Below are 17,238 nucleotides of genomic sequence, written 5' to 3'. Positions count from 1 at the left end.
GGGCGGAGACCCAAGCCGGCTGATGCGCAGAGCCCCACCGTCCGCCTTCCTCAGCTGACTCGCAGCGTTGCCTCCATGCCTGCCTCCCGGTGGCCTTCGAGGGCGCAGTAGACCTCGTACTCCCCGGCGGGGAGTGCAGGGAGCGGATAGGGCAACGACGCGCCCTCGAACACAGCGAGGTCTACGAGGATGTCGTCGGGCAGGCCGTCGACGGTGAAGTCGTGTGGAACCGTCCCCTTGTTGGTGAGGGTGAGCTCGAACCCTTCGGTGTCAGCGGGAAGGTTGATCGTGGTCGGTCGGTAGGAAAAGTCGTCCATGACGAGCTCGCTGGTGGTCACCGGCGCCTCACAGCCAGCGCCGACCAGGGCGATGATGGCGAGGAGCACCCGAAGCGTGCGCATGCCGGGGCTACTCCAGGAGGCCGGCGGCCTGCTGCTGCGCACGGACGTAGGCGACGATGTCGGTGACGTCGTCGTCGCTGAGTCCGTCGATCGAGGGCATCGGCCCGAAGTTCCAGTGGTGTGGCCGGACGCCATCTCGGACGGCGAGGAAGAACGAGATGTCGGCGTGGTGGTTGGGCAGGTAGACGGCGTCGAGGTGCGGCGGCCCTTGGTCGGTCCCGCGAAGGTCGACGCCATGGCACTGAGCGCAGTTGGCTTGGTACAACTCCTCGCCGACGGCAACGTCGGCGGTGGCCCCGTCGGCCGATACGTCCGTCGAGGGAGTGCCGGCGCAGCCGGCGAGCAGCACGAGCAGGACGGTTGCGGTGAGATGGGCGCGCATACCCCCGCACAGTATCGTGGTCCCGGCCGAGTAACCTGTCCGGGTCAGTTCCAACGAGACGAGGACGGGCGCAGGTGGCGTACGGCTACTCCATCAACAAGGATCAGTACCGCAGCCGTCTTCGCCGCATCGAGGGTCAGGTGAAGGGCCTGCAGCGCATGGTCGACGAGGACGAGTACTGCATCGACATCCTGCAGCAGATCGCGGCGATCGATGGGGCCTTGCAGAAGGTCGCGATCGGGTTGTTGCACGATCACATCGGCCACTGCGTGGCGGGGGCCGGTGCGGACGAGGAGCAGCAGACCGCGCTGGTGGAGGAAGCCACGTCCGCGATCGCCAGGCTGATACGCGCGAACTGAGGCACTGCGCGGCCGTCGCAGCGGCTCGGGATCCCCCGAGGTCCCTAGAATTCGGGAACGGGGCGGGCGAGGGCCTCGTCGCGGGTATCAGCAGGGCCGTTGGTCGCGATGTCCTCGATCAGCCAGTTCATCTCACCGATCTCGCGCTCCTGGGCAGCGATGATCTCGTCAGCCAACTCGCGGACGCGGAGGTCCTCGATGCCGGCTCTGCTGCTGGTGAGGATCGCGATGGAGTGGTGGGGGATCATCGCCTTCATGTAGGAGGTGTCGTCCACGGTCGTCTGGCTGCGTGCCAGGAACAGTGCGGAGGCGAAGACGACGACGGCACCGAGGGCGATCGCGATGTTGACCGTCGTCTTGCGGTACATGTTCAGCATGAAGCCGAGCATCACGGCTGTCATCGTCGCACCCATCAGAAGCGACATGAACAGCCGGGTCTCGGAGAACCGGGCGTGGCCCACGATGTCGCTGCTGTTGAGGTAGGTGAGGCCGTACATGATCGCCGTGGAGGTGGCGATCATGGCGAAGAATCGGCCGTAGGACATCGAGGTCCCATCCGACGCCGAGGCCGGCTCGTCCGCGCGGGAGTGTGCGTGCTGTGGTGTCGTTGTCGAGCTCATGCACATACCCATCCCCAGTATTACGGCCTCGCCCTGCAGGAAGCGGGCGGGAACCCCTCGCCGAGCAGACCCGTACCCACCGAAGCGATACCGTTCGTTCCGTGGAGCCGAACCGTGCACGCACTCCGAGGCCACCGCCGTGGGTCATGGGAGCACAGCAGCAGGAACCCACCCGGGGTGGCGGCGTCGAACAGGTCCTTGCAACGAGGACGGCACGACGCTCACCGGGACGACACGAGACGGAACCGCCACCGTCATCGCGGAGTTCCTTCGGGAGGACGGCCGGTACGCAATCCACGAACTCGACGTCTGCGTTCGGTAGCAGGTGCCCACATCGACTCAGCCTCGTGGCATGGTCGCCTTGTGTCAATGCGGGTGTCACTTGCGATCCGAGGCGCCTTCAAATCGCCGATGACCTGCGGTTCCACGCCTCCGGCCGGGTGTCTGGGGGACCGGAGATCCGCGGTTCGAATCCGCGCATCCCGACGGTACGAACCTCACGACAGTCACCAACGCCACCCCGGTCCGGGGTGGCGTTTCCCGTTGCCAGCCCTCACGTCCACCGCACCTGCATCGTTGAGAGCGCTTTCAGAGCACGCTGATTTCCCCCTTGACCCGGGGTCTCGTAGCGCACTAGCGTGAGAGCGCTTCCAACGAGCCGTGTGGGAAGCGAGCCGCGGAGAGAGGGTGTGCGATGACGCTGACGCTGGACGACCTGGCGTCGATGAGCGGGGTCTCGCGTGCCACGATCTCCCGCGTCCTCAACGGGGGTTCCGTGTCGCCGCGTACTCGCGCCCGGGTCGAGGCGGTCCTGGCGGAGACCGGCTACGCCCCCAACCGGGCAGCACGCAGCCTCGCCTCGGGGCGGTCCGGTGTGGTCGGCGTCGTCATGCACCTCGAACCCTCCCGGCTGTTCGTCGACCCCTACTTCTCCGGCCTCCTCCAGGGCATGAGCGACGTCCTCGCCGAGCAGGCCACCGGCATGATGTTGTGGTTGGGCAACCGCTCCAAGCAGGAGACGCTCACCGACATCCAGCGAATGGGGCTGGTCGACGGCCTCATCGTCACGGCGCACTGGCTGGACGACCCGCTGGTCGACGGACTCCTGGCCTCCCCGATACCGACCGTCCTGATCGGGCACCGACGGGAGGACCACACCGCCAGCTACGTCGACGTGGACAACGTCGAGGCCGCTCGCAGCGTGGTCCAGCACCTCGTCGACACCGGTCGCACCCGCATCGCCCACGTCACGGGGATCCCCGGCAGCGTGGCGGGCGAGGACCGCCTCGTCGGCTACCGGCTCGGCATGGCGGACGCCGGGCTGCCCACCGAGGGCCTCGTCGTCACCGGCGACTTCAACGCCCCGTCCGGCGCGGCAGCCGTCCCCCGCCTGCTCGACCGTGGCGTCGACGCGATCTTCTGCGCCAACGATGCCACCGCGTCCGGCGCCATGGAGGCCCTGCAGTCGGCCGCGGTCACCGTCCCCGACGACGTCGCCCTCGTCGGCTTCGACGACCTCGACTTCGCTACGCGCCTCGACCCGCCGCTGACGACCATCCGCCAGCAGGTCCCCACCCAGGGTGCCGAGGCCGCCCGTGTGCTGCTGAACCTGCTCGACACCCCCGACAGCGGGCCGCGTCGCATCCTGCTGCCCACCGAGCTGGTCATCCGTCAGTCGACGATCGGAGCGTCCGACCGCTGACCACACCGGGCGGCGTCGCCGCCTGCCACAACCCCGACGACACCGTCGTCGATACAGATCGTGGGGCCGCCAGAGGTCCAGTCCGACGGCCCCACTTGCCAACCCAACGCCCGTAAGCAGAAGGAGAAGGCATGACAAGGATATTCGCTGCGCCGCGCCATGCGGTGCCCGCCGCCGCACGGCTGGCCGCCCTGATGGTGCTCGTGATGATGCTGGCCGCCTGCAGCGGCTCCGCCAGCGAGGGCAGCTCGGCATCGGAGGATGCTGACGACACCGCTGCCGCGGAGTCCACCGACGACGAGATGGCGGAGGAGGAACCCGAGCCGACCGACGCCGAGGACGATGCCGCCGACGACGACGCCGACACGGAGGACCCTGCCGAGGAGACCGCCTCCGGCGACGCCGTGGAGATCCGCTGGTTCGTGGGTCTCGGCGCAGGTGGCCAGCCCGAGCAGATCGCTGCACAGGAGGCCGTTGTCGAGGCGTTCAACGACAGTCACGACGACATCCAGATCCTGCTGGAGATCGTCGAGAACGACGTCGCCTACGACACGCTGTCCACCCAGATCGCCGGTGGCAACGTGCCCGACATCATCGGCCCGGTCGGCCGTGACGGCTCCAACTCCTACGCCGGCCTGTACCTCGACCTCGAGCCGCTGATCGAGTCGACCGGCTACGACATCTCGCGCTTCCCCGCCGAGACCGTGGAGAACTTCCGCGAGCCCGACGGCACCCTCCCCGGCCTGCCCTTCGCCTCCTATCCCTCCTCGATCTTCTTCAACACCGAGCTGTTCGACGAAGCCGGCCTTCCCTACCCGCCGCAGGAGTACGGGGCCGACGGCACCGCCGTCTACGGCGAGGGCACGGAGTACGAGGGCACCTGGGACTTCGACAAGGTGGCCGAGATCGCGGCGATCCTCGCCGTCGACGCCAACGGCAACGACGCCACCAGCCCCGACTTCGACCGCTCGCAGACCGTCCAGTGGGGCTACATCAACCAGTGGACGACGCTGATGTTCGCCCAGGGCACCCACTTCGGCGCCGGCAATCCCGTCGCAGAGGACGGCACCGCCGACATCCCCCAGGCATGGGAGGAGGAGTGGGCCTGGTACCACGACGGCATCTGGAACGGCGGCTGGGCACCCAGCCAGGAGCAGTTCGACTCCGAGCTGCTGAGCGGCAACCCGTTCTCCTCCGGCAACGTGGCCATGGCCAACACCCACCTCTGGTACACGTGCTGCGTCCGTGACGACGACGGCAACGGCCTGGACTTCTGGGACCTCGCGGTCATGCCGTCCCACAACGGCACCGTCACCGCCAAGATGCACGCCGACACCTTCCGGATCATGGCCGCCACCGAGCACCCCGACGAGGCGTTCGAGGTCCTGACCCACCTGCTGGACGACGCCGCGCTGGAGCTGCTCAACGCCTACGGCGCCGCACCGGCCGACCCGGGCCTGACCGACGCGTTCTTCGCCGACCTCGACACCGTGTTCCCGCAGGGCGTGAACTGGCAGGTGGCCCTCGACAGCGCCAGCTACACCGACGTGCCCAGCCACGAGCAGAACGTGCCGGGCTGGGACGAGTACAAGCTGGCGATGGCCGACTTCGAGAGCGCCCAGCTGTCGGACCCGGACATGGACATCGCTGCCGCGATCGCCGAGCTCGAGCAGGAGCTGTCCGGCATCTTCGCGGCCAACGCCGAGTAGCTGGTGTCGACGACCCTCCCGACCCGCGGCGGTGCGGCTGACCTCGTGTCGGCCGCACCGCTGCCCAGCCCATCTCCCAGCGGGAAGCCGTCCAGCGAGGACCGCCTGCACCGCCGTCGCGGACGGATCGGCCTGTGGTTCTCCATGCCGTGGATCGTCGGGTTCGTGCTGTTCTACGCCGCCCCGATGGCCGCGTCGTTGTGGTTCTCCTTCACCGACTTCAGCCTGACCTCGCCCGACCCCATGACCTTCGTGGGCAGCGACAACTGGGTGCGGCTGTTCGGCGACCGCGAGGTCATCGACTCCGCCCTCGTCACCCTCAAGTTCGGCGTGCTGTCGCTGCCGCTGACCATCCTCGTCCCGTTGGGCTTCGCCTGGCTGCTGACCGCCAAGCAGCTCTGGGGACGATCGATCTTCCGCACGTTGTTCTACATGCCCTCGGTCATCCCGTTCGTGGCCGCGGTCCTGGTCTTCAACGGCGTGCTCAACTCGCAGACCGGCTGGGCCAACCGGGCCCTCGGCGCGATCGGCGTTCCCGGACCGAACTGGCTGAACTCGGAGGTGTGGATCTATCCGACGCTGACCATGATCGCCCTCTGGGGTGTCGGCAACGCCATGATCATCTTCATCGCCGGGATCAACTCGGTGCCGAAGGACCTCTACGACGCCGCCGAGGTCGACGGGGCATCGACCTGGCAGCAGTTCCGCACCATCACCGTGCCCATGATCTCGCCGGTGCTCTTCTACAACGTCGTCGTGGCGCTGATCGGGCTGTTCCAGTACTTCCTGGTGCCGTTCGTCCTGAAGAACGGGTCGGGAGACCCCGGCGGCGCCACCTTCTTCTACTCCATGTACTTCTACCGGACCCTGTTCCGACTCCAGAACATGGGCTACGCCGCCACCCTGGCCTGGATGATGTTCCTGGTCGGCCTCGTCGTGACGGGCCTGCTCTTCTGGTCCGCCCGGTACTGGGTGCACTACGAGTTCGGGGACCAGTCATGAGCGCGTCCACCACCCTCCGACGCCGAACGCTGCGCGAACCCCGCCGCCCGCTGCGCGACACCGACACCGGCACCCGCAGGCTGCTCGCCGGCGGCCTGGTCACCATGGTCGCCACCGGCATCCTCGTGGTGTACCTGGCACCGCTGGCGTACATGGGCGTGACCTCGCTGAAGAGCGAAGCCATGATCCAGGACTTCCGGGCACCGCTCCTCCCGGCCGAACCCGCCACCGTCGAGGTCGACGGCGAGGAGCTGGACGTCTACAGCGTCCCGCTGGAGGGCGCGGACGGACCGACGACGGTGCTGGCGTTGCTGCAGCCGGGCCGCCAGGTGTCGACGTTCGTCGATCCTGCCGACCCCACCGGCCCGGTGATCGAGTGGGAGGGCAACTGGCGCCAGCTGGATCCCGCCTACGAGTTCGCGCCGAAGCTGGACAACTACGAGGCGGCGTGGGCGCAGATGGACTTCCTGGTCCTCCTGCGCAACACGGTCGCCATCGCCGTCCTCGGCATGATCGGCACGCTGGTCGCCTCGACCCTCGTCGCCTATGGCCTGTCCCGGTTCCACATGCCGTTCAAGCGGACGATCTTCGTGGTGCTGATCGCCACGATCATCCTGCCGAAGTTCGTCACGTTGGTGCCCACCTACGCGCTGTTCTTCCGCATCGGCTGGGTCGGCACGTGGCTGCCGCTGATCGTCCCGCACTTCTTCGGCAACGCCTACAACGTGTTCCTGCTGCGCCAGTACTTCCTGACGCTCCCCAAGGACCTCGACGAGGCGGCCGCCATCGACGGGGCCAGCCCCCTTCGCACCCTGTGGTCGGTCATCCTGCCGCAGGCCCGCCCGGCCCTCGTCGCCGTCGGCATCTTCCACTTCTTCTACGCGTGGAACGACTTCTTCGAACCGTTGGTCTACCTGTCGACCCGGCGTGACCTGCAGCCGATCGCCGTCGGCCTGCAGATCTTCAACAGCCTGTTCGACACCTCGCCGCACCTCATCCAGGCCGGCGCCCTCCTGGCGCTGGCGATCCCGCTCGTCATCTTCTTCTTCGCCCAACGGGTGTTCCTCAAGGGCATCGACCTGTCAGGAGTCAACAAGTGACCGATCTGTTCACCACCGCCGACCGCGACCGCCTGGTGCTGCCGGACGGGTTCCGCTGGGGTGTCGCGACGTCGTCCCACCAGATCGAGGGTGCCGTGGCCGAGGGGGGCCGGTCACCGTCGGTGTGGGACACCTTCAGCCACACCCCCGGCAAGGTCGTCGGTGGCCAGCACGCCGACGTGACCGTCGACCACTACCACCGCATGGAGGAGGACGTGGCGCTGATGGCCGACCTCGGCGTCGACACCTACCGGTTCTCCATCGCGTGGTCGCGCCTGCTCCCCGACGGGGTGGGCACCGTCAATCCCGAGGGGGCGGCGTTCTACCGTCGGCTGTGCGAGACGCTGCGCGAGGCGGGCATCACCCCGCTGGTGGCGCTGTACCACTGGGACCACCCGCAGGTGCTCCAGGACCGCGGCGGCTGGGCCAACCCCGAGATGGTGGAGTGGTTCGCAGCCTACGCCGCCGCCGCCAAGGGCACGCTCGGGGACCTGGCCACCGACTGGCTGACGCTCAACGAGCCGTACTGTGCGGCCTTCCTCGGGCACGCCTCGGGCATCCACGCCCCCGGCATCGCCGATCCGGCCACGGCCCACCTCGCCGCCCACCACATGATGCTCGCCCACCACCGGGCGGTCAGCAGCCTCCGGGAGACGGCGCCGAACGCCGACGACACGGTGACGATCGCCCTCAACCTCATCCCCGCGTGGGACGACGAGGAGGGACCCGACGGCCCGGCGGCGCGGGCCGTGGACATGGTCCAGAACCAGCTCTTCCTCGATGCGGTGCTCGAGGGGCGCTACCCCGACGAGGTCCTGGCCCACCACCGGCGCTTCGGCCTCGAGGACCGTATCGACCCCGACGACCTCGCACGGGTGCACCAGCCGATCGACTACCTGGCGATCAACTACTACAACATCACCCACGTGGTCCGGCGTGACGGAGCCCCCTTCCCCGACGGGTTCCCGGGGGCCGACGACGCGGTGTGCGTCGACCCCCCGGCCCCACGAACGGACATGGGCTGGGGGGTGGAGCCCGAGGGACTGGCCTGGATGCTCCGGCGCGTCGCCGCCGCCCACCCGGAGCTGCCCTTGATCATCAGCGAGAACGGTGCGGCGTTCCCCGACGAGGTCGGCGAGGACGGAGGGGTCCACGATCCGCAGCGGATCGCCTACCTGCGCGACCACATCGCCGTGGTCGTCGACGCCATCGCCGACGGCGTGGACATCCGCGGATACCACGTCTGGTCGCTGCTGGACAACTTCGAGTGGTCCCTCGGCTACGGCATGCGGTTCGGGATCGTCCGCGTCGACTTCGACAGCCTCGAACGGACTCCCAAGGACAGCGCCCGCTGGTACGCCGCGGTCATCGACGCCAACCGCGATCGAGCGATGGCCGGCTGACCGTGGCAGGAGGGCGGTCGGTCGTCCGGCTCGCGACGGGCCGCCCTCCATCCAATCCACCTGATACACAGAAGCCTGGTTCACGAACCCATCGGCAGACGTTATAGTGCCGGTTGCCAGTACATGCCGAGGTGGAGTCCTGGGACCGCCATCTCACACGGGGGGGTCCAGTCCCGAGGTCTCCACGGGGGAGGCCATCAGGCGAGAGGCATGCAGGCATGACGCAGTCACCCGGCCATCGGGCCGTTCCGCTGTCGCTCGACGCCGCCGTGCTCGGATCACGGGTGCTCGTCGTCGACGACGAACCCGACAACGTGGTGCTGTTCGAGCACGTCCTGGCCACGGTCGGCCTGACGGAGGTCTACGGGCTGCAGGACCCGACCCGGACCATGGATGTCATCAGGGAACGGGCCATCGACCTCGTCCTGCTGGACCTGAGCATGCCCGGCATGGACGGGTACGAGGTCCTCGACATGGTGCGCAGCGCCCAGGACCCCGAGGCCTTCCTCCCCATCCTGGTGCTCACCGCGGATCCGACGTCCTCCGCCCGGGACGCCGCGCTGCAGGCGGGTGCGAACGACTTCCTCACCCGGCCCGTCGACATGGCCGAGGCGCTGCTCCGCATCCAGAACCTCCTGCGGATCCGCCGGCTGCACGTGCAGACGATGGCCCGCAACACCGAGCTGCAGGCCGAGCTCAGCGCCCGTGCAGCCGCTGCGCAGCGACGGGCACGGGCCAAGCGCGCCAAGCGCGCCGCGATCGACACGATCCTCTCCGACAACCGGCTGCGCATGGTGTTCCAGCCGATCATGACGGTGGACGAGGTGACGGTGGTCGGCGTCGAGGCGCTCGCCCGGATCTCCCACGACCCGCGACGGCCGCCGGATGTCTGGTTCGACGAGGCCGAAGCGGTCGGCCGTGGCCTGGAGCTGGAGCTGGCGGCGGTCCAGGTGGCGCTCGCGGAGCTCACGAACATGGACGAGGGGTTCATGGCCATCAACGTGTCCCCGGGGGTGGCGCGGACCACCGAGTTCGCCGCCGCGCTGCGGCAGGTGGACGGCAGCCGCATCGTCGTGGAGCTGACCGAGCACACCAGGGTCCACGACGAAGCGGTGCTGCAGGTCGAGCTCGACGACATCCGGTCCCGGGGCGTGCGGCTCGCGGTGGACGACGCCGGTGCGGGGTACGCGGGGTTGCAGCGGATCCTCGGCTTGTCGCCCGACATCGTGAAGCTCGACGTCGCGTTGATCCGGGGGATCGACGCCGATCCCGCCCGCAGGGCGCTGGCGACGGCGTTCGTGGCCTTCACCAACGAGATCGGCGCCATGCTGATCGCCGAGGGAATCGAGACGGATGCGGAGCTGGAGACGTTGCGTGCGCTGGGGGTCCCGTGGGCTCAGGGATACCGGCTCGGCCGCCCCGGCCCGATGCCGGCGATCACGAGCTGACGGCCTCCTCGGCCAGCACGCCCTCGGCCAGCACACCCACGGCCGGAACGTCCACCCAGAACGTCGACCCCTCTCCCGGAGCGGACTGCACCCCCATCTGTCCGCCCATCGCCTCGACCAGCTCGCGGGAGACCACAAGCCCCAGGCCCGTCCCCTCCACCGCACCACCCTCGGCACCGAGCCGGTCGAACGGCTCGAACAGTCGCGCCTGCAGGTCCGTCGGGATGCCCGGACCCTCGTCGACCACGGCGAACCGCACGACGCCGTCGCGTGGCCGGGTGCACTCGAGGGAGACCGACGTCCCCGGGGCGGTGTACTTGACCGCGTTGATCAGCAGGTTGAGCAGGACCTGGCGCAGCCGCTGGCGGTCGGCACGAACGGTGGCGCCACCGTCCAGCACGGTGCGCACGTCCACGTCCCGCTCGCGCGCCGACGGCGTGACGAGCTCGATGGACTCGGCCATCACCTCGCCCGCCTGCACGACCTCCGGTCGCAACGCCACGGTGCCCGCCTCGATGCGCGACAGGTCGAGCACCTCGTCGATCAGGCGAAGCAGGTGGCGCCCCGCCCGGACGATGCGGCCTGCGGCATCCCGGTCGCGTTCGGCCAGCTCCGGCGCGCTCTCGAGCACCTGCCCGAACCCGAGGATCGCGTTCAGCGGGGTGCGCAGCTCGTGGCTCATCCGTGACAGGAAGGCGGTCTTGGCGTCGTTGGCCCGGACCGCCTCCTCCTGCGCCGCGACCAGCGCGGACTGCGCGCGGGTCATCGCGTCCATCCGGGCGCGGTCCTCGGCCAGCAGCTCGCACCGCTCGATGGCAAGGGATGCCACGGCCGCCATCTGCTCGGCCAGGCCGATCTCCTCGGGGCCGAACCACGGGGTGAAGGGGCTGGTCCACAGCACCAGGTCGCCGCGTCCATCCGGCAGGTGCACCACCGCCCGGGTGCTGTGCTCGAGGGCCTCCGAGCCGTCGGGTACCTGCCCGTGGGTGGCGACCACGGTGCCGTCGGCGCCGACGAGGGCCGCGCCGCGGGCGCTGAGGATGCGGCTGGTCGGGCGAAGGAGCTCCGCGGCGACTGCTTCGACGTCGGCCGCGCGAAGCACCGCCTGTGTCCCGGCGCGCAGCTGCGCTTCCTCCGGCCGTCGCCAGCGCAGGCGGGCCATCGGCGGTGGGCTGAACCCCAGCGCGAACACGATTGCGCTCAGGGTGGCGACGAGCCGGATGAGGAGGGAGACGGGGCCGCTGTCCTCCCCGAGGGGCGCGGCCAGCAGCAGGGCCACCGTCAGCATCGAGGTGGCCACGGCCATCAGCCGAGTGCGGATGCGCGCGACGCTGGGCTGTCCCCGTCCGGCGCTCCACAGCAGCCCCACCACCATCGCGGCCGTGCCCATCCAGTACCCGAGCGCCAGGACGACGTAGCCCACGATCCACGACGGCAGCTCCGCGCCTGGCTCGGGGATGACCGGCAGCGGCAGGGTCACCAGGACGATCAACGCCAGGCCGATCGCCGACAGGGCCTCCCATCGCCTGGGCAGCGGCGTGAAGGACCCGGTGAACCGCAGCAGCAGGTAGGGGAACGACAGCAGCAGCACGATCATGCTCCGCGACAGCGGCCCGGGCAGGTCCCACCCCAGGTGCTCGGGCAGCACGAACGCCCCCAGCGACGCGGCAACCGCGCCGAACGCCAACGCGACCCAGCGATCCGCGGGACGCCGTCGAGCCGACCCGAGGATCGCCAGCACTCCCAGCAGCCCGAAGGCGGCCACGAGCACGACGTCCACGACCAGCACCAGGTCGACCTGCACGGATCTCCGTTCCCACGAGTGTATACAGAGAGTACTATCGACCACACTCTCTGAAATCTTGCCCGTTCCGCGAGATTCAGTATCGCCCGACGGGACCGGTCCACTTCGACCCTCGGGTACGACACGATCCGAGGAGACAGCCCATGACCCGAGCAGGACTGCGGGCACCGGTGTCGACCGGCATGGAGGACGCCATCGCGGGCTCGCGCGTGCTGGTCGTCGACGACGAGCCGGCCAACGTGCTCGTCCTGGAGCGGATGTTCGAGTCCGTCGGCCTGACCGAGGTCCACGGGCTCACCGACCCACGCCGCACGCTGGAGATGGTCGAGGCGCACGCCATCGACCTGGTCCTGCTCGACCTGCACATGCCCCACATGGACGGTCTCGAGGTCCTGGCCGCGTTGCGCGCCACTGCCGATCCCGAGGGCTTCCTGCCCGTGCTGGTCCTGACCGCCGACGCCACGACCGACGCCCGCGACCGGGCCCTGGACGGGGGCGCCAACGACTTCCTCACCAAGCCCTTCGACCGTGTCGAGGCGCTCCTGCGGGTCCGCAACCTGCTGCGGCTGCGGCACCTGCACGTCCAGGCCATGTCGCGGCAGGCCGAGCTGCGCGCCGAGCTCGACGCCCGCGAGGCTGCCAGCCGCCGCGCCCAGCAGCACCGCGACGAGCAGCTTGCGCGCGTCGAACGGGCCCTGCACGGTGACGCCCTCTCGATGGTGTTCCAGCCGATCCACGATGTCGCGGACGGGGCGGTGGTGGGCATGGAGGCGCTGGCGCGCCTGGCGATCGAACCGTCCCGCGCCCCGGACGTCTGGTTCAGGGAAGCCGCCGCGGTCGGGCGAGGTGCCCAGCTGGAGCTGGCCGCCGCATCCCGCGCCCTTGCCCAGCTCGATCGCCTCGAGGGTTTCCTGGCGATCAACGTCTCACCCGAGGTCGCACGCCTGCCGGCGTTCACCGAGCTGCTGTCGGGCGTGGACTGCAGCCGTGTGGTCGTGGAGCTGACCGAGCACACCCGCGTGGCCGACGAGGTCGAGCTGGAGCGGGACCTCGCCCACCTCCGTGCACGGGGGGTTCGCCTCGCGGTCGACGACACCGGCGCGGGCTACGCGGGCCTGCAGCGCCTCCTGGGGCTCGCGCCCGACATCGTCAAGCTCGACATGGCCCTCATCCGCGGCATCGACGGTGACCCGGCCCGACGGGCGCTCGCAACCGCGCTGGTGACGTTCACCGACGAGATCGGCGCCGAGCTGATCGCCGAGGGCGTGGAGACCGAGGCCGAGCTGGCCACCCTTCGTGCCCTCGGCGTCCGGTGGGTGCAGGGCTTCCGGCTGGGTCGGCCGCAGCCGCTGCCGGCCACCGACGCCTACCGGTAGCGGTCCGCGAGCGCGAGGACGTTGGCGGCGTAGCGCCGGCCCGACTCGCTGGGCCCGTTGCGCACCACGCGCTCGGGACCCTCGAAGTAGGCCGCCAGCGTCCGCTCGATGTCCCCGTCGAAGCGCGAGTAGAGGTGGTCGAGGTACGCCATCCCCGCGGCCACGTTGTCGGCCGGGTCGGCCAGGTCGAGGCTGCGCCCGAGGAGGAAGCGGCCCACCCACTCCCCCGTCGCCGGCATGACCTGCATGATGCCGCGCGCACCGGCCGAGGAGACCACGCTGTTGTTCCAGCCCGACTCCTGCATGGCCAGCCCCAGCGGGACTGCCGGCCGCCATCCGTGCCGCTGCGCCTCCTGGGTGATCAGCCGCCGGACGTCCTCCCGCGAGCTGCCGGATGCCGACGTGGTGCTCGACGAGGAGGTCGTCGACGGCTGCGCCGCGTTCGAGGAGCCTCCGGCGACCCGCAGGTGCTGGCCGGCACGGATCAGGTTGGGGTTGGTGATGCTGTTCGCCTCGGCGAGCGCACTCGTGGACACCCCGTACCGCGCCGCGATGGCGGAGAGCGTCTCGCCGGGCTGCACCACGTGGCCCCCCACGGGCCCCTCACCGCCGGGGATGACGAGCACGGTGCCCGCCACGATGCGATCGGGGTCGTCCAGGCCGTTGGCGTCGACCAGCGATGCGGCGGAGACCCCGTGGCGGGCAGCGATGGCCGACAGCGTGTCACCCCCCTGCACGCGATAGTCCAGCCGGGCGTGTGCCACGCCGGGGAGCAACCCGACCAGCACGGTGGCGGCGACCAGCGATGCGCCGGCGCGTGCTCGCCTCGTGGTGTCCGTGCGTCCTTCACCCATCGTGTCCACCCAACGTGTTGCCAGTGTTGCCTGAGTAAAGGTAAGTCAACTACTGGGGTTTGGACAGGGTGAATTCGTCCGTATGGACACCGCCGGGCTCGGACAATTGGTTGCATATCGCTACCATTTGCGCATGCCACCAATCGCCGATCCGCTGGTCGGCCGCCCGCCATCGCTGGCCCGCCGACCCGCCTACCTCGCCACCCAGATCTCCAAGGCCGCGCTGCGCCTGCTGACCGACGCCTTCGCCGAGCACGACGTCCGCCCGGCCCACTTCGGGGTGCTCGCGACGCTGGACGACCTCGGTGCGTTGTGCCAGCGCGACCTGTGCGACCGCCTCGACATCGACAAGAGCCACATGGTCGGGTTCGTCGACGACCTCGAGCGTCGTGGCCTCGTCGATCGCGAGCGCGACGACGCCGACCGCCGCCGTTACCGGGTGGCGATCAGCCCTGCGGGTCGTGACCTGCTCGCCGAGCTCCGCCGCGTGCACGCCGCCTCGCAGGCCCCCTTGTTCGGCCACCTCTCCCCCGAGCAGGTCGAGACCCTCGCCGAGCTGCTGGGCAGCGTCGTCCAGCGCGCTGACCTGCTGCGCCTCGGCCCCGCCGAGTCCACGGACGCCGACGCCGACGCAGCCCTCGAGGGGGTGTCGTCGTGATGGCCGCCGCCCGTCGCCGCCTCGGCCAGTTCGAGTTCACCGCCCTGCTGGCCGCCACCATGTCCATGGCGGCCCTCGGCATCGACCTGCTGCTGCCGGCCTTCGGTGACATCCGCACCGACCTGGGCCTGTCCGTGGACTCCACGGCGGTCGCCGGCCTGGTCACCGCCTACTTCCTCGGCCTTGCGATCGGGCAGCCGGTCTACGGCCCGATCTCCGATGCGCTGGGTCGCAAGCCCGTGCTGTTCGCCAGCTTCGGCGTCTACATGGTCGGGGCGCTGGCCACTTCGCTGGCGCCGACCCTTCCCCTCCTCCTCGGTGCCCGGTTCCTGTGGGGACTGGGTGCGGCCGGCCCGCGGGTCATCACCGTGGCGATCATCCGCGATCGCTACGAGGGCGAGGAGATGTCGCGGGCCATGTCCCTGGTCATGTCGGTGTTCATGCTCGTGCCCGTCTTCGCGCCGACCATCGGGGCTGCCGGCATCAGCGTGGCGTCGTGGCGCTGGCTGTTCGTGGCCTGTGCGATCGCCGCGGGCCTGCTGGCCCTGTGGATGACCCGCATGTCGGAGACCCTCGACCCTGAGCTGCGCGGTGACCTCAACATGGGCCGCCTGGGTCGCGCCGCGAGGATGGTCGTCTCCAACCGGCAGACGGTCGGCTACACCCTCGCCATGACCTCGATGTACGGCGGCTTCACGTCGTACCTGGCCAGCAGCGAGCTGATCTTCGGTGACGTCTTCGGCGTCGGCGAGCGCTTCCCCGTCATCTTCGGTGGGCTGGCGATCGTGATGGGCTTCGGCATGCTGCTGAACGCCCGCATCGTCCGGCAGGTGGGGTCGGCCAGGCTCAGCCACATCACGTTGATGACCTACGTCTCGGCAGCCATCGTGCTGCTGGTCGCCTCGGTGCTGGGCGGCGGAGCCCCTCCCCTGTGGGCGTTCCTGCTGGTCATGGCCGTCGTGTTGTTCGGCCACGCCCTGATCATCCCGAACTTCAACACCATGGCGATGGCGCCGATGGGTGCGGTCGCCGGCATGGCGTCCTCCATCGTCGGTGCCGTCCAGGTGGCTGCCGGGGCGCTGCTCGGCGCCGTGATCGACCGCATGTACGACGGGACCGTGGTGCCGTTCTCCGCCTCGCTGCTGACCTGCGGTGTGGTCGCCGTCGGCCTCGTGATCTGGGCCGAGCGCGGCACGCTGACGCTGGCGCGGCCGGCCCGGCAGGCTCAGCCGGTGCCGAGCGCCGCCCGGTAGACCGCCACCGTGGCCTCGGCCACGGTGTCCCAGCCGAAGTCGGCGACGACACGCTGGCGGCCGAGCTCGCCCATGGCCGTGGCGCGGTCGGGGTCGGTCAGCAGCTCGTTGACGCCGTCGGCGATGCGCTGCTCGAAGGTGCCGGGCCGCGTCTCGTCGTAGGGGACGAGGATCCCGGTCTCGCCGTCGTCGACGACCTCGGGGATGCCACCCACGGCGCTGGCCACCACGGCGGTGCCGCAGGCCATCGCCTCGAGGTTGACGATGCCGAGCGGCTCGTAGACCGACGGGCAGACGAACACCGTCGCGTGGGTCAGCAGCTGCACGATGTCGGGGCGCGGCAACATCTCGTGGATCCAGTGCACGCCGTCCCGCTCGGCCCGGAGCGCCTCGACCTCCGCCCGTGTCAGCTCGCCGAGCTCCTCGGTGTCGGGGGCGCCGGCGCAGAGGATCAGCTGGGCGTCGGGGTGGAACTGGTGTGCGGCGGCAAGCAGGTGCGGCACGCCCTTCTGGCGGGTGATGCGACCAACGAAGATCACCGAGGGCCGGTCGGGGTCGATGCCCAGCCGGTCCAGCACGTCGGTGTCGTGGTCGGGCTGGTACAGCTCGGTGTCGATGCCGTTGCGGACGACGTGCAGGCGGTCGGGGTCCAGCGCCGGGTAGGCGTCGAGGATGTCGGCCCGCATGCCGTCGCTGACGGCGATGACGGCGTCGGCGCCCTCGTAGGCGGTCTTCTCCGCCCATGACGACACCGCGTAGCCGCCCCCGAGCTGCTCGGCCTTCCACGGGCGTCGCGGTTCCAGCGAGTGGGCGGTGACGACGTGGGGGATGTCGTGGAGCAGCTTGGCGATGTGGCCCCCCATGTTGGCGTACCAGGTGTGGCTGTGGACCAGCTCGGCCCTCTCGACGGCAGCCGCCATGCTGAGGTCGACCGACAGGGTCTGGAGCGTCGCGTTGGCGTCGGCCAGCTGCACCGCCGGGGTGTGGGCCGTGGCGTCGTCACGCGCGGCCCCGAAGCAGTGCACGTCGACGTCGACCAGCGCCCGGAGCTCGCGGGCCAGGAAGTCCACGTGCACACCGGCCCCGCCGTAGATGTCCGGCGGCCATTCCCTGGTCAGCATCGCGACGCGCATCGGTGTCACCGTACGCCACGCACGAGGCAGATGT

At 69.9% G+C, this 17,238-nt stretch carries 16 protein-coding genes; 10 read left to right on the top strand and 6 right to left on the bottom strand.

The features are described 5' to 3' along the window. Positions 1-50: 50 nt before the first annotated feature. Both CUC05_RS08950 and CUC05_RS08945 read right to left on the bottom strand, forming a co-directional pair. A complete protein-coding gene (locus tag CUC05_RS08950) occupies positions 51-401 on the bottom strand; it encodes a cupredoxin domain-containing protein (RefSeq protein ID WP_108665723.1) in 351 nt (116 codons plus the stop codon). Positions 402-408: 7 nt separating this feature from the next. Next, complete coding sequence (locus CUC05_RS08945) at positions 409-783, bottom strand: c-type cytochrome (RefSeq protein WP_108665722.1); 375 nt, start codon at positions 781-783, stop codon at positions 409-411. 74 nt (positions 784-857) lie between these two features. On the opposite strand from CUC05_RS08945, the gene CUC05_RS08940 reads away from it, so the two are divergent. Further along, positions 858-1,142, top strand: a complete 285-nt coding sequence (locus tag CUC05_RS08940) for a metal-sensitive transcriptional regulator (RefSeq protein ID WP_108665721.1) — start codon at positions 858-860, stop codon at positions 1,140-1,142. Positions 1,143-1,186: 44 nt separating this feature from the next. Here the strand turns inward: CUC05_RS08940 and CUC05_RS08935 are convergent, their stop codons facing one another. Next, positions 1,187-1,687: a DUF305 domain-containing protein gene (locus CUC05_RS08935; RefSeq protein ID WP_108665720.1), complete on the bottom strand. Its 501-nt coding sequence runs from the start codon at positions 1,685-1,687 to the stop codon at positions 1,187-1,189. Between the two features lie 769 nt (positions 1,688-2,456). Here CUC05_RS08935 and CUC05_RS08930 point away from each other — a divergent pair. The 6 genes from CUC05_RS08930 to CUC05_RS08905 all read left to right on the top strand — a co-directional run bounded on the left by CUC05_RS08930 (position 2,457) and on the right by CUC05_RS08905 (position 10,126). Continuing rightward, a complete protein-coding gene (locus CUC05_RS08930; protein ID WP_108665719.1) occupies positions 2,457-3,464 on the top strand; it encodes a LacI family DNA-binding transcriptional regulator in 1,008 nt (335 codons plus the stop codon). 131 nt (positions 3,465-3,595) lie between these two features. After that, the gene (locus CUC05_RS08925) at positions 3,596-5,173 is read left to right on the top strand and encodes an ABC transporter substrate-binding protein (RefSeq protein ID WP_157965384.1); all 1,578 of its coding nucleotides are present in this window, start codon (positions 3,596-3,598) and stop codon (positions 5,171-5,173) included. Between the two features lie 3 nt (positions 5,174-5,176). Beyond that, positions 5,177-6,175 (top strand): carbohydrate ABC transporter permease, encoded by a 999-nt coding sequence (locus CUC05_RS08920; protein ID WP_108665717.1) that lies wholly within the window; start codon positions 5,177-5,179, stop codon positions 6,173-6,175. Then, positions 6,172-7,275 carry a carbohydrate ABC transporter permease gene (locus CUC05_RS08915; protein ID WP_108665716.1) on the top strand — a complete coding sequence of 368 codons (1,104 nt, stop codon included), beginning with the start codon at positions 6,172-6,174 and terminating at the stop codon, positions 7,273-7,275. Before CUC05_RS08920 ends, CUC05_RS08915 begins: the two co-directional genes overlap by 4 nt. Continuing rightward, positions 7,272-8,678, top strand: a complete 1,407-nt coding sequence (locus tag CUC05_RS08910) for a GH1 family beta-glucosidase (protein ID WP_205712225.1) — start codon at positions 7,272-7,274, stop codon at positions 8,676-8,678. Before CUC05_RS08915 ends, CUC05_RS08910 begins: the two co-directional genes overlap by 4 nt. A 218-nt stretch (positions 8,679-8,896) precedes the next feature. Continuing rightward, on the top strand, positions 8,897-10,126 hold the full coding sequence (locus CUC05_RS08905; protein ID WP_108665715.1) for an EAL domain-containing response regulator: 1,230 nt from the start codon (positions 8,897-8,899) through the stop codon (positions 10,124-10,126). Here CUC05_RS08905 and CUC05_RS08900 read toward each other — a convergent pair. After that, positions 10,116-11,930, bottom strand: a complete 1,815-nt coding sequence (locus CUC05_RS08900; RefSeq protein ID WP_108665714.1) for a sensor histidine kinase — start codon at positions 11,928-11,930, stop codon at positions 10,116-10,118. The two genes, CUC05_RS08905 and CUC05_RS08900, sit on opposite strands and share 11 nt — an antisense overlap. 143 nt (positions 11,931-12,073) lie before the next feature. Here CUC05_RS08900 and CUC05_RS08895 point away from each other — a divergent pair, with 143 nt between their 5' ends. Further along, positions 12,074-13,306: an EAL domain-containing response regulator gene (locus CUC05_RS08895; protein WP_205712224.1), complete on the top strand. Its 1,233-nt coding sequence runs from the start codon at positions 12,074-12,076 to the stop codon at positions 13,304-13,306. Here the strand turns inward: CUC05_RS08895 and CUC05_RS08890 are convergent. Further along, on the bottom strand, positions 13,297-14,160 hold the full coding sequence (locus CUC05_RS08890) for a lytic transglycosylase (protein ID WP_157965383.1): 864 nt from the start codon (positions 14,158-14,160) through the stop codon (positions 13,297-13,299). The genes CUC05_RS08895 and CUC05_RS08890 overlap by 10 nt on opposite strands. Before the next feature lie 133 nt (positions 14,161-14,293). On the opposite strand from CUC05_RS08890, the gene CUC05_RS08885 reads away from it, so the two are divergent. Then, entirely contained in the window at positions 14,294-14,818 is a 525-nt protein-coding gene (locus CUC05_RS08885; protein WP_108665712.1) for a MarR family winged helix-turn-helix transcriptional regulator, read from the top strand. After that, positions 14,818-16,071, top strand: coding sequence for a multidrug effflux MFS transporter (locus CUC05_RS08880; protein ID WP_108665711.1), 1,254 nt, complete (start codon positions 14,818-14,820; stop codon positions 16,069-16,071). Before CUC05_RS08885 ends, CUC05_RS08880 begins: the two co-directional genes overlap by 1 nt. Here the strand turns inward: CUC05_RS08880 and glgA are convergent. Next, positions 16,044-17,204 carry a glycogen synthase gene (glgA, locus tag CUC05_RS08875; RefSeq protein ID WP_108665710.1) on the bottom strand — a complete coding sequence of 387 codons (1,161 nt, stop codon included), beginning with the start codon at positions 17,202-17,204 and terminating at the stop codon, positions 16,044-16,046. The genes CUC05_RS08880 and glgA overlap by 28 nt on opposite strands. Between the last annotated feature and the right edge of the window lie 34 nt (positions 17,205-17,238).

Source organism: Euzebya rosea (assembly GCF_003073135.1).
Lineage (GTDB): Bacteria > Actinomycetota > Nitriliruptoria > Euzebyales > Euzebyaceae > Euzebya > Euzebya rosea.
This window is presented reverse-complemented; position numbering and strand designations above follow the sequence as displayed.

Excerpts from the sequence above, each read along its gene's own strand:
- CUC05_RS08950 (WP_108665723.1), bottom strand. The coding sequence starts at position 401 with ATGCGCACGCTTCGGGTGCTCCTCGCCATCATCGCCCTGGTCGGCGCT.
- CUC05_RS08945 (WP_108665722.1), bottom strand. The coding sequence starts at position 783 with ATGCGCGCCCATCTCACCGCAACCGTCCTGCTCGTGCTGCTCGCCGGC.
- CUC05_RS08935 (WP_108665720.1), bottom strand. The coding sequence starts at position 1,687 with ATGTCCTACGGCCGATTCTTCGCCATGATCGCCACCTCCACGGCGATC.
- CUC05_RS08930 (WP_108665719.1), top strand. The coding sequence starts at position 2,457 with ATGACGCTGACGCTGGACGACCTGGCGTCGATGAGCGGGGTCTCGCGT.
- CUC05_RS08925 (WP_157965384.1), top strand. The coding sequence starts at position 3,596 with ATGACAAGGATATTCGCTGCGCCGCGCCATGCGGTGCCCGCCGCCGCA.
- CUC05_RS08915 (WP_108665716.1), top strand. The coding sequence starts at position 6,172 with ATGAGCGCGTCCACCACCCTCCGACGCCGAACGCTGCGCGAACCCCGC.
- CUC05_RS08905 (WP_108665715.1), top strand. The coding sequence starts at position 8,897 with ATGACGCAGTCACCCGGCCATCGGGCCGTTCCGCTGTCGCTCGACGCC.
- CUC05_RS08895 (WP_205712224.1), top strand. The coding sequence starts at position 12,074 with ATGACCCGAGCAGGACTGCGGGCACCGGTGTCGACCGGCATGGAGGAC.
- CUC05_RS08890 (WP_157965383.1), bottom strand. The coding sequence starts at position 14,160 with ATGGGTGAAGGACGCACGGACACCACGAGGCGAGCACGCGCCGGCGCA.
- CUC05_RS08885 (WP_108665712.1), top strand. The coding sequence starts at position 14,294 with ATGCCACCAATCGCCGATCCGCTGGTCGGCCGCCCGCCATCGCTGGCC.
- CUC05_RS08880 (WP_108665711.1), top strand. The coding sequence starts at position 14,818 with ATGGCCGCCGCCCGTCGCCGCCTCGGCCAGTTCGAGTTCACCGCCCTG.
- glgA (WP_108665710.1), bottom strand. The coding sequence starts at position 17,204 with ATGCGCGTCGCGATGCTGACCAGGGAATGGCCGCCGGACATCTACGGC.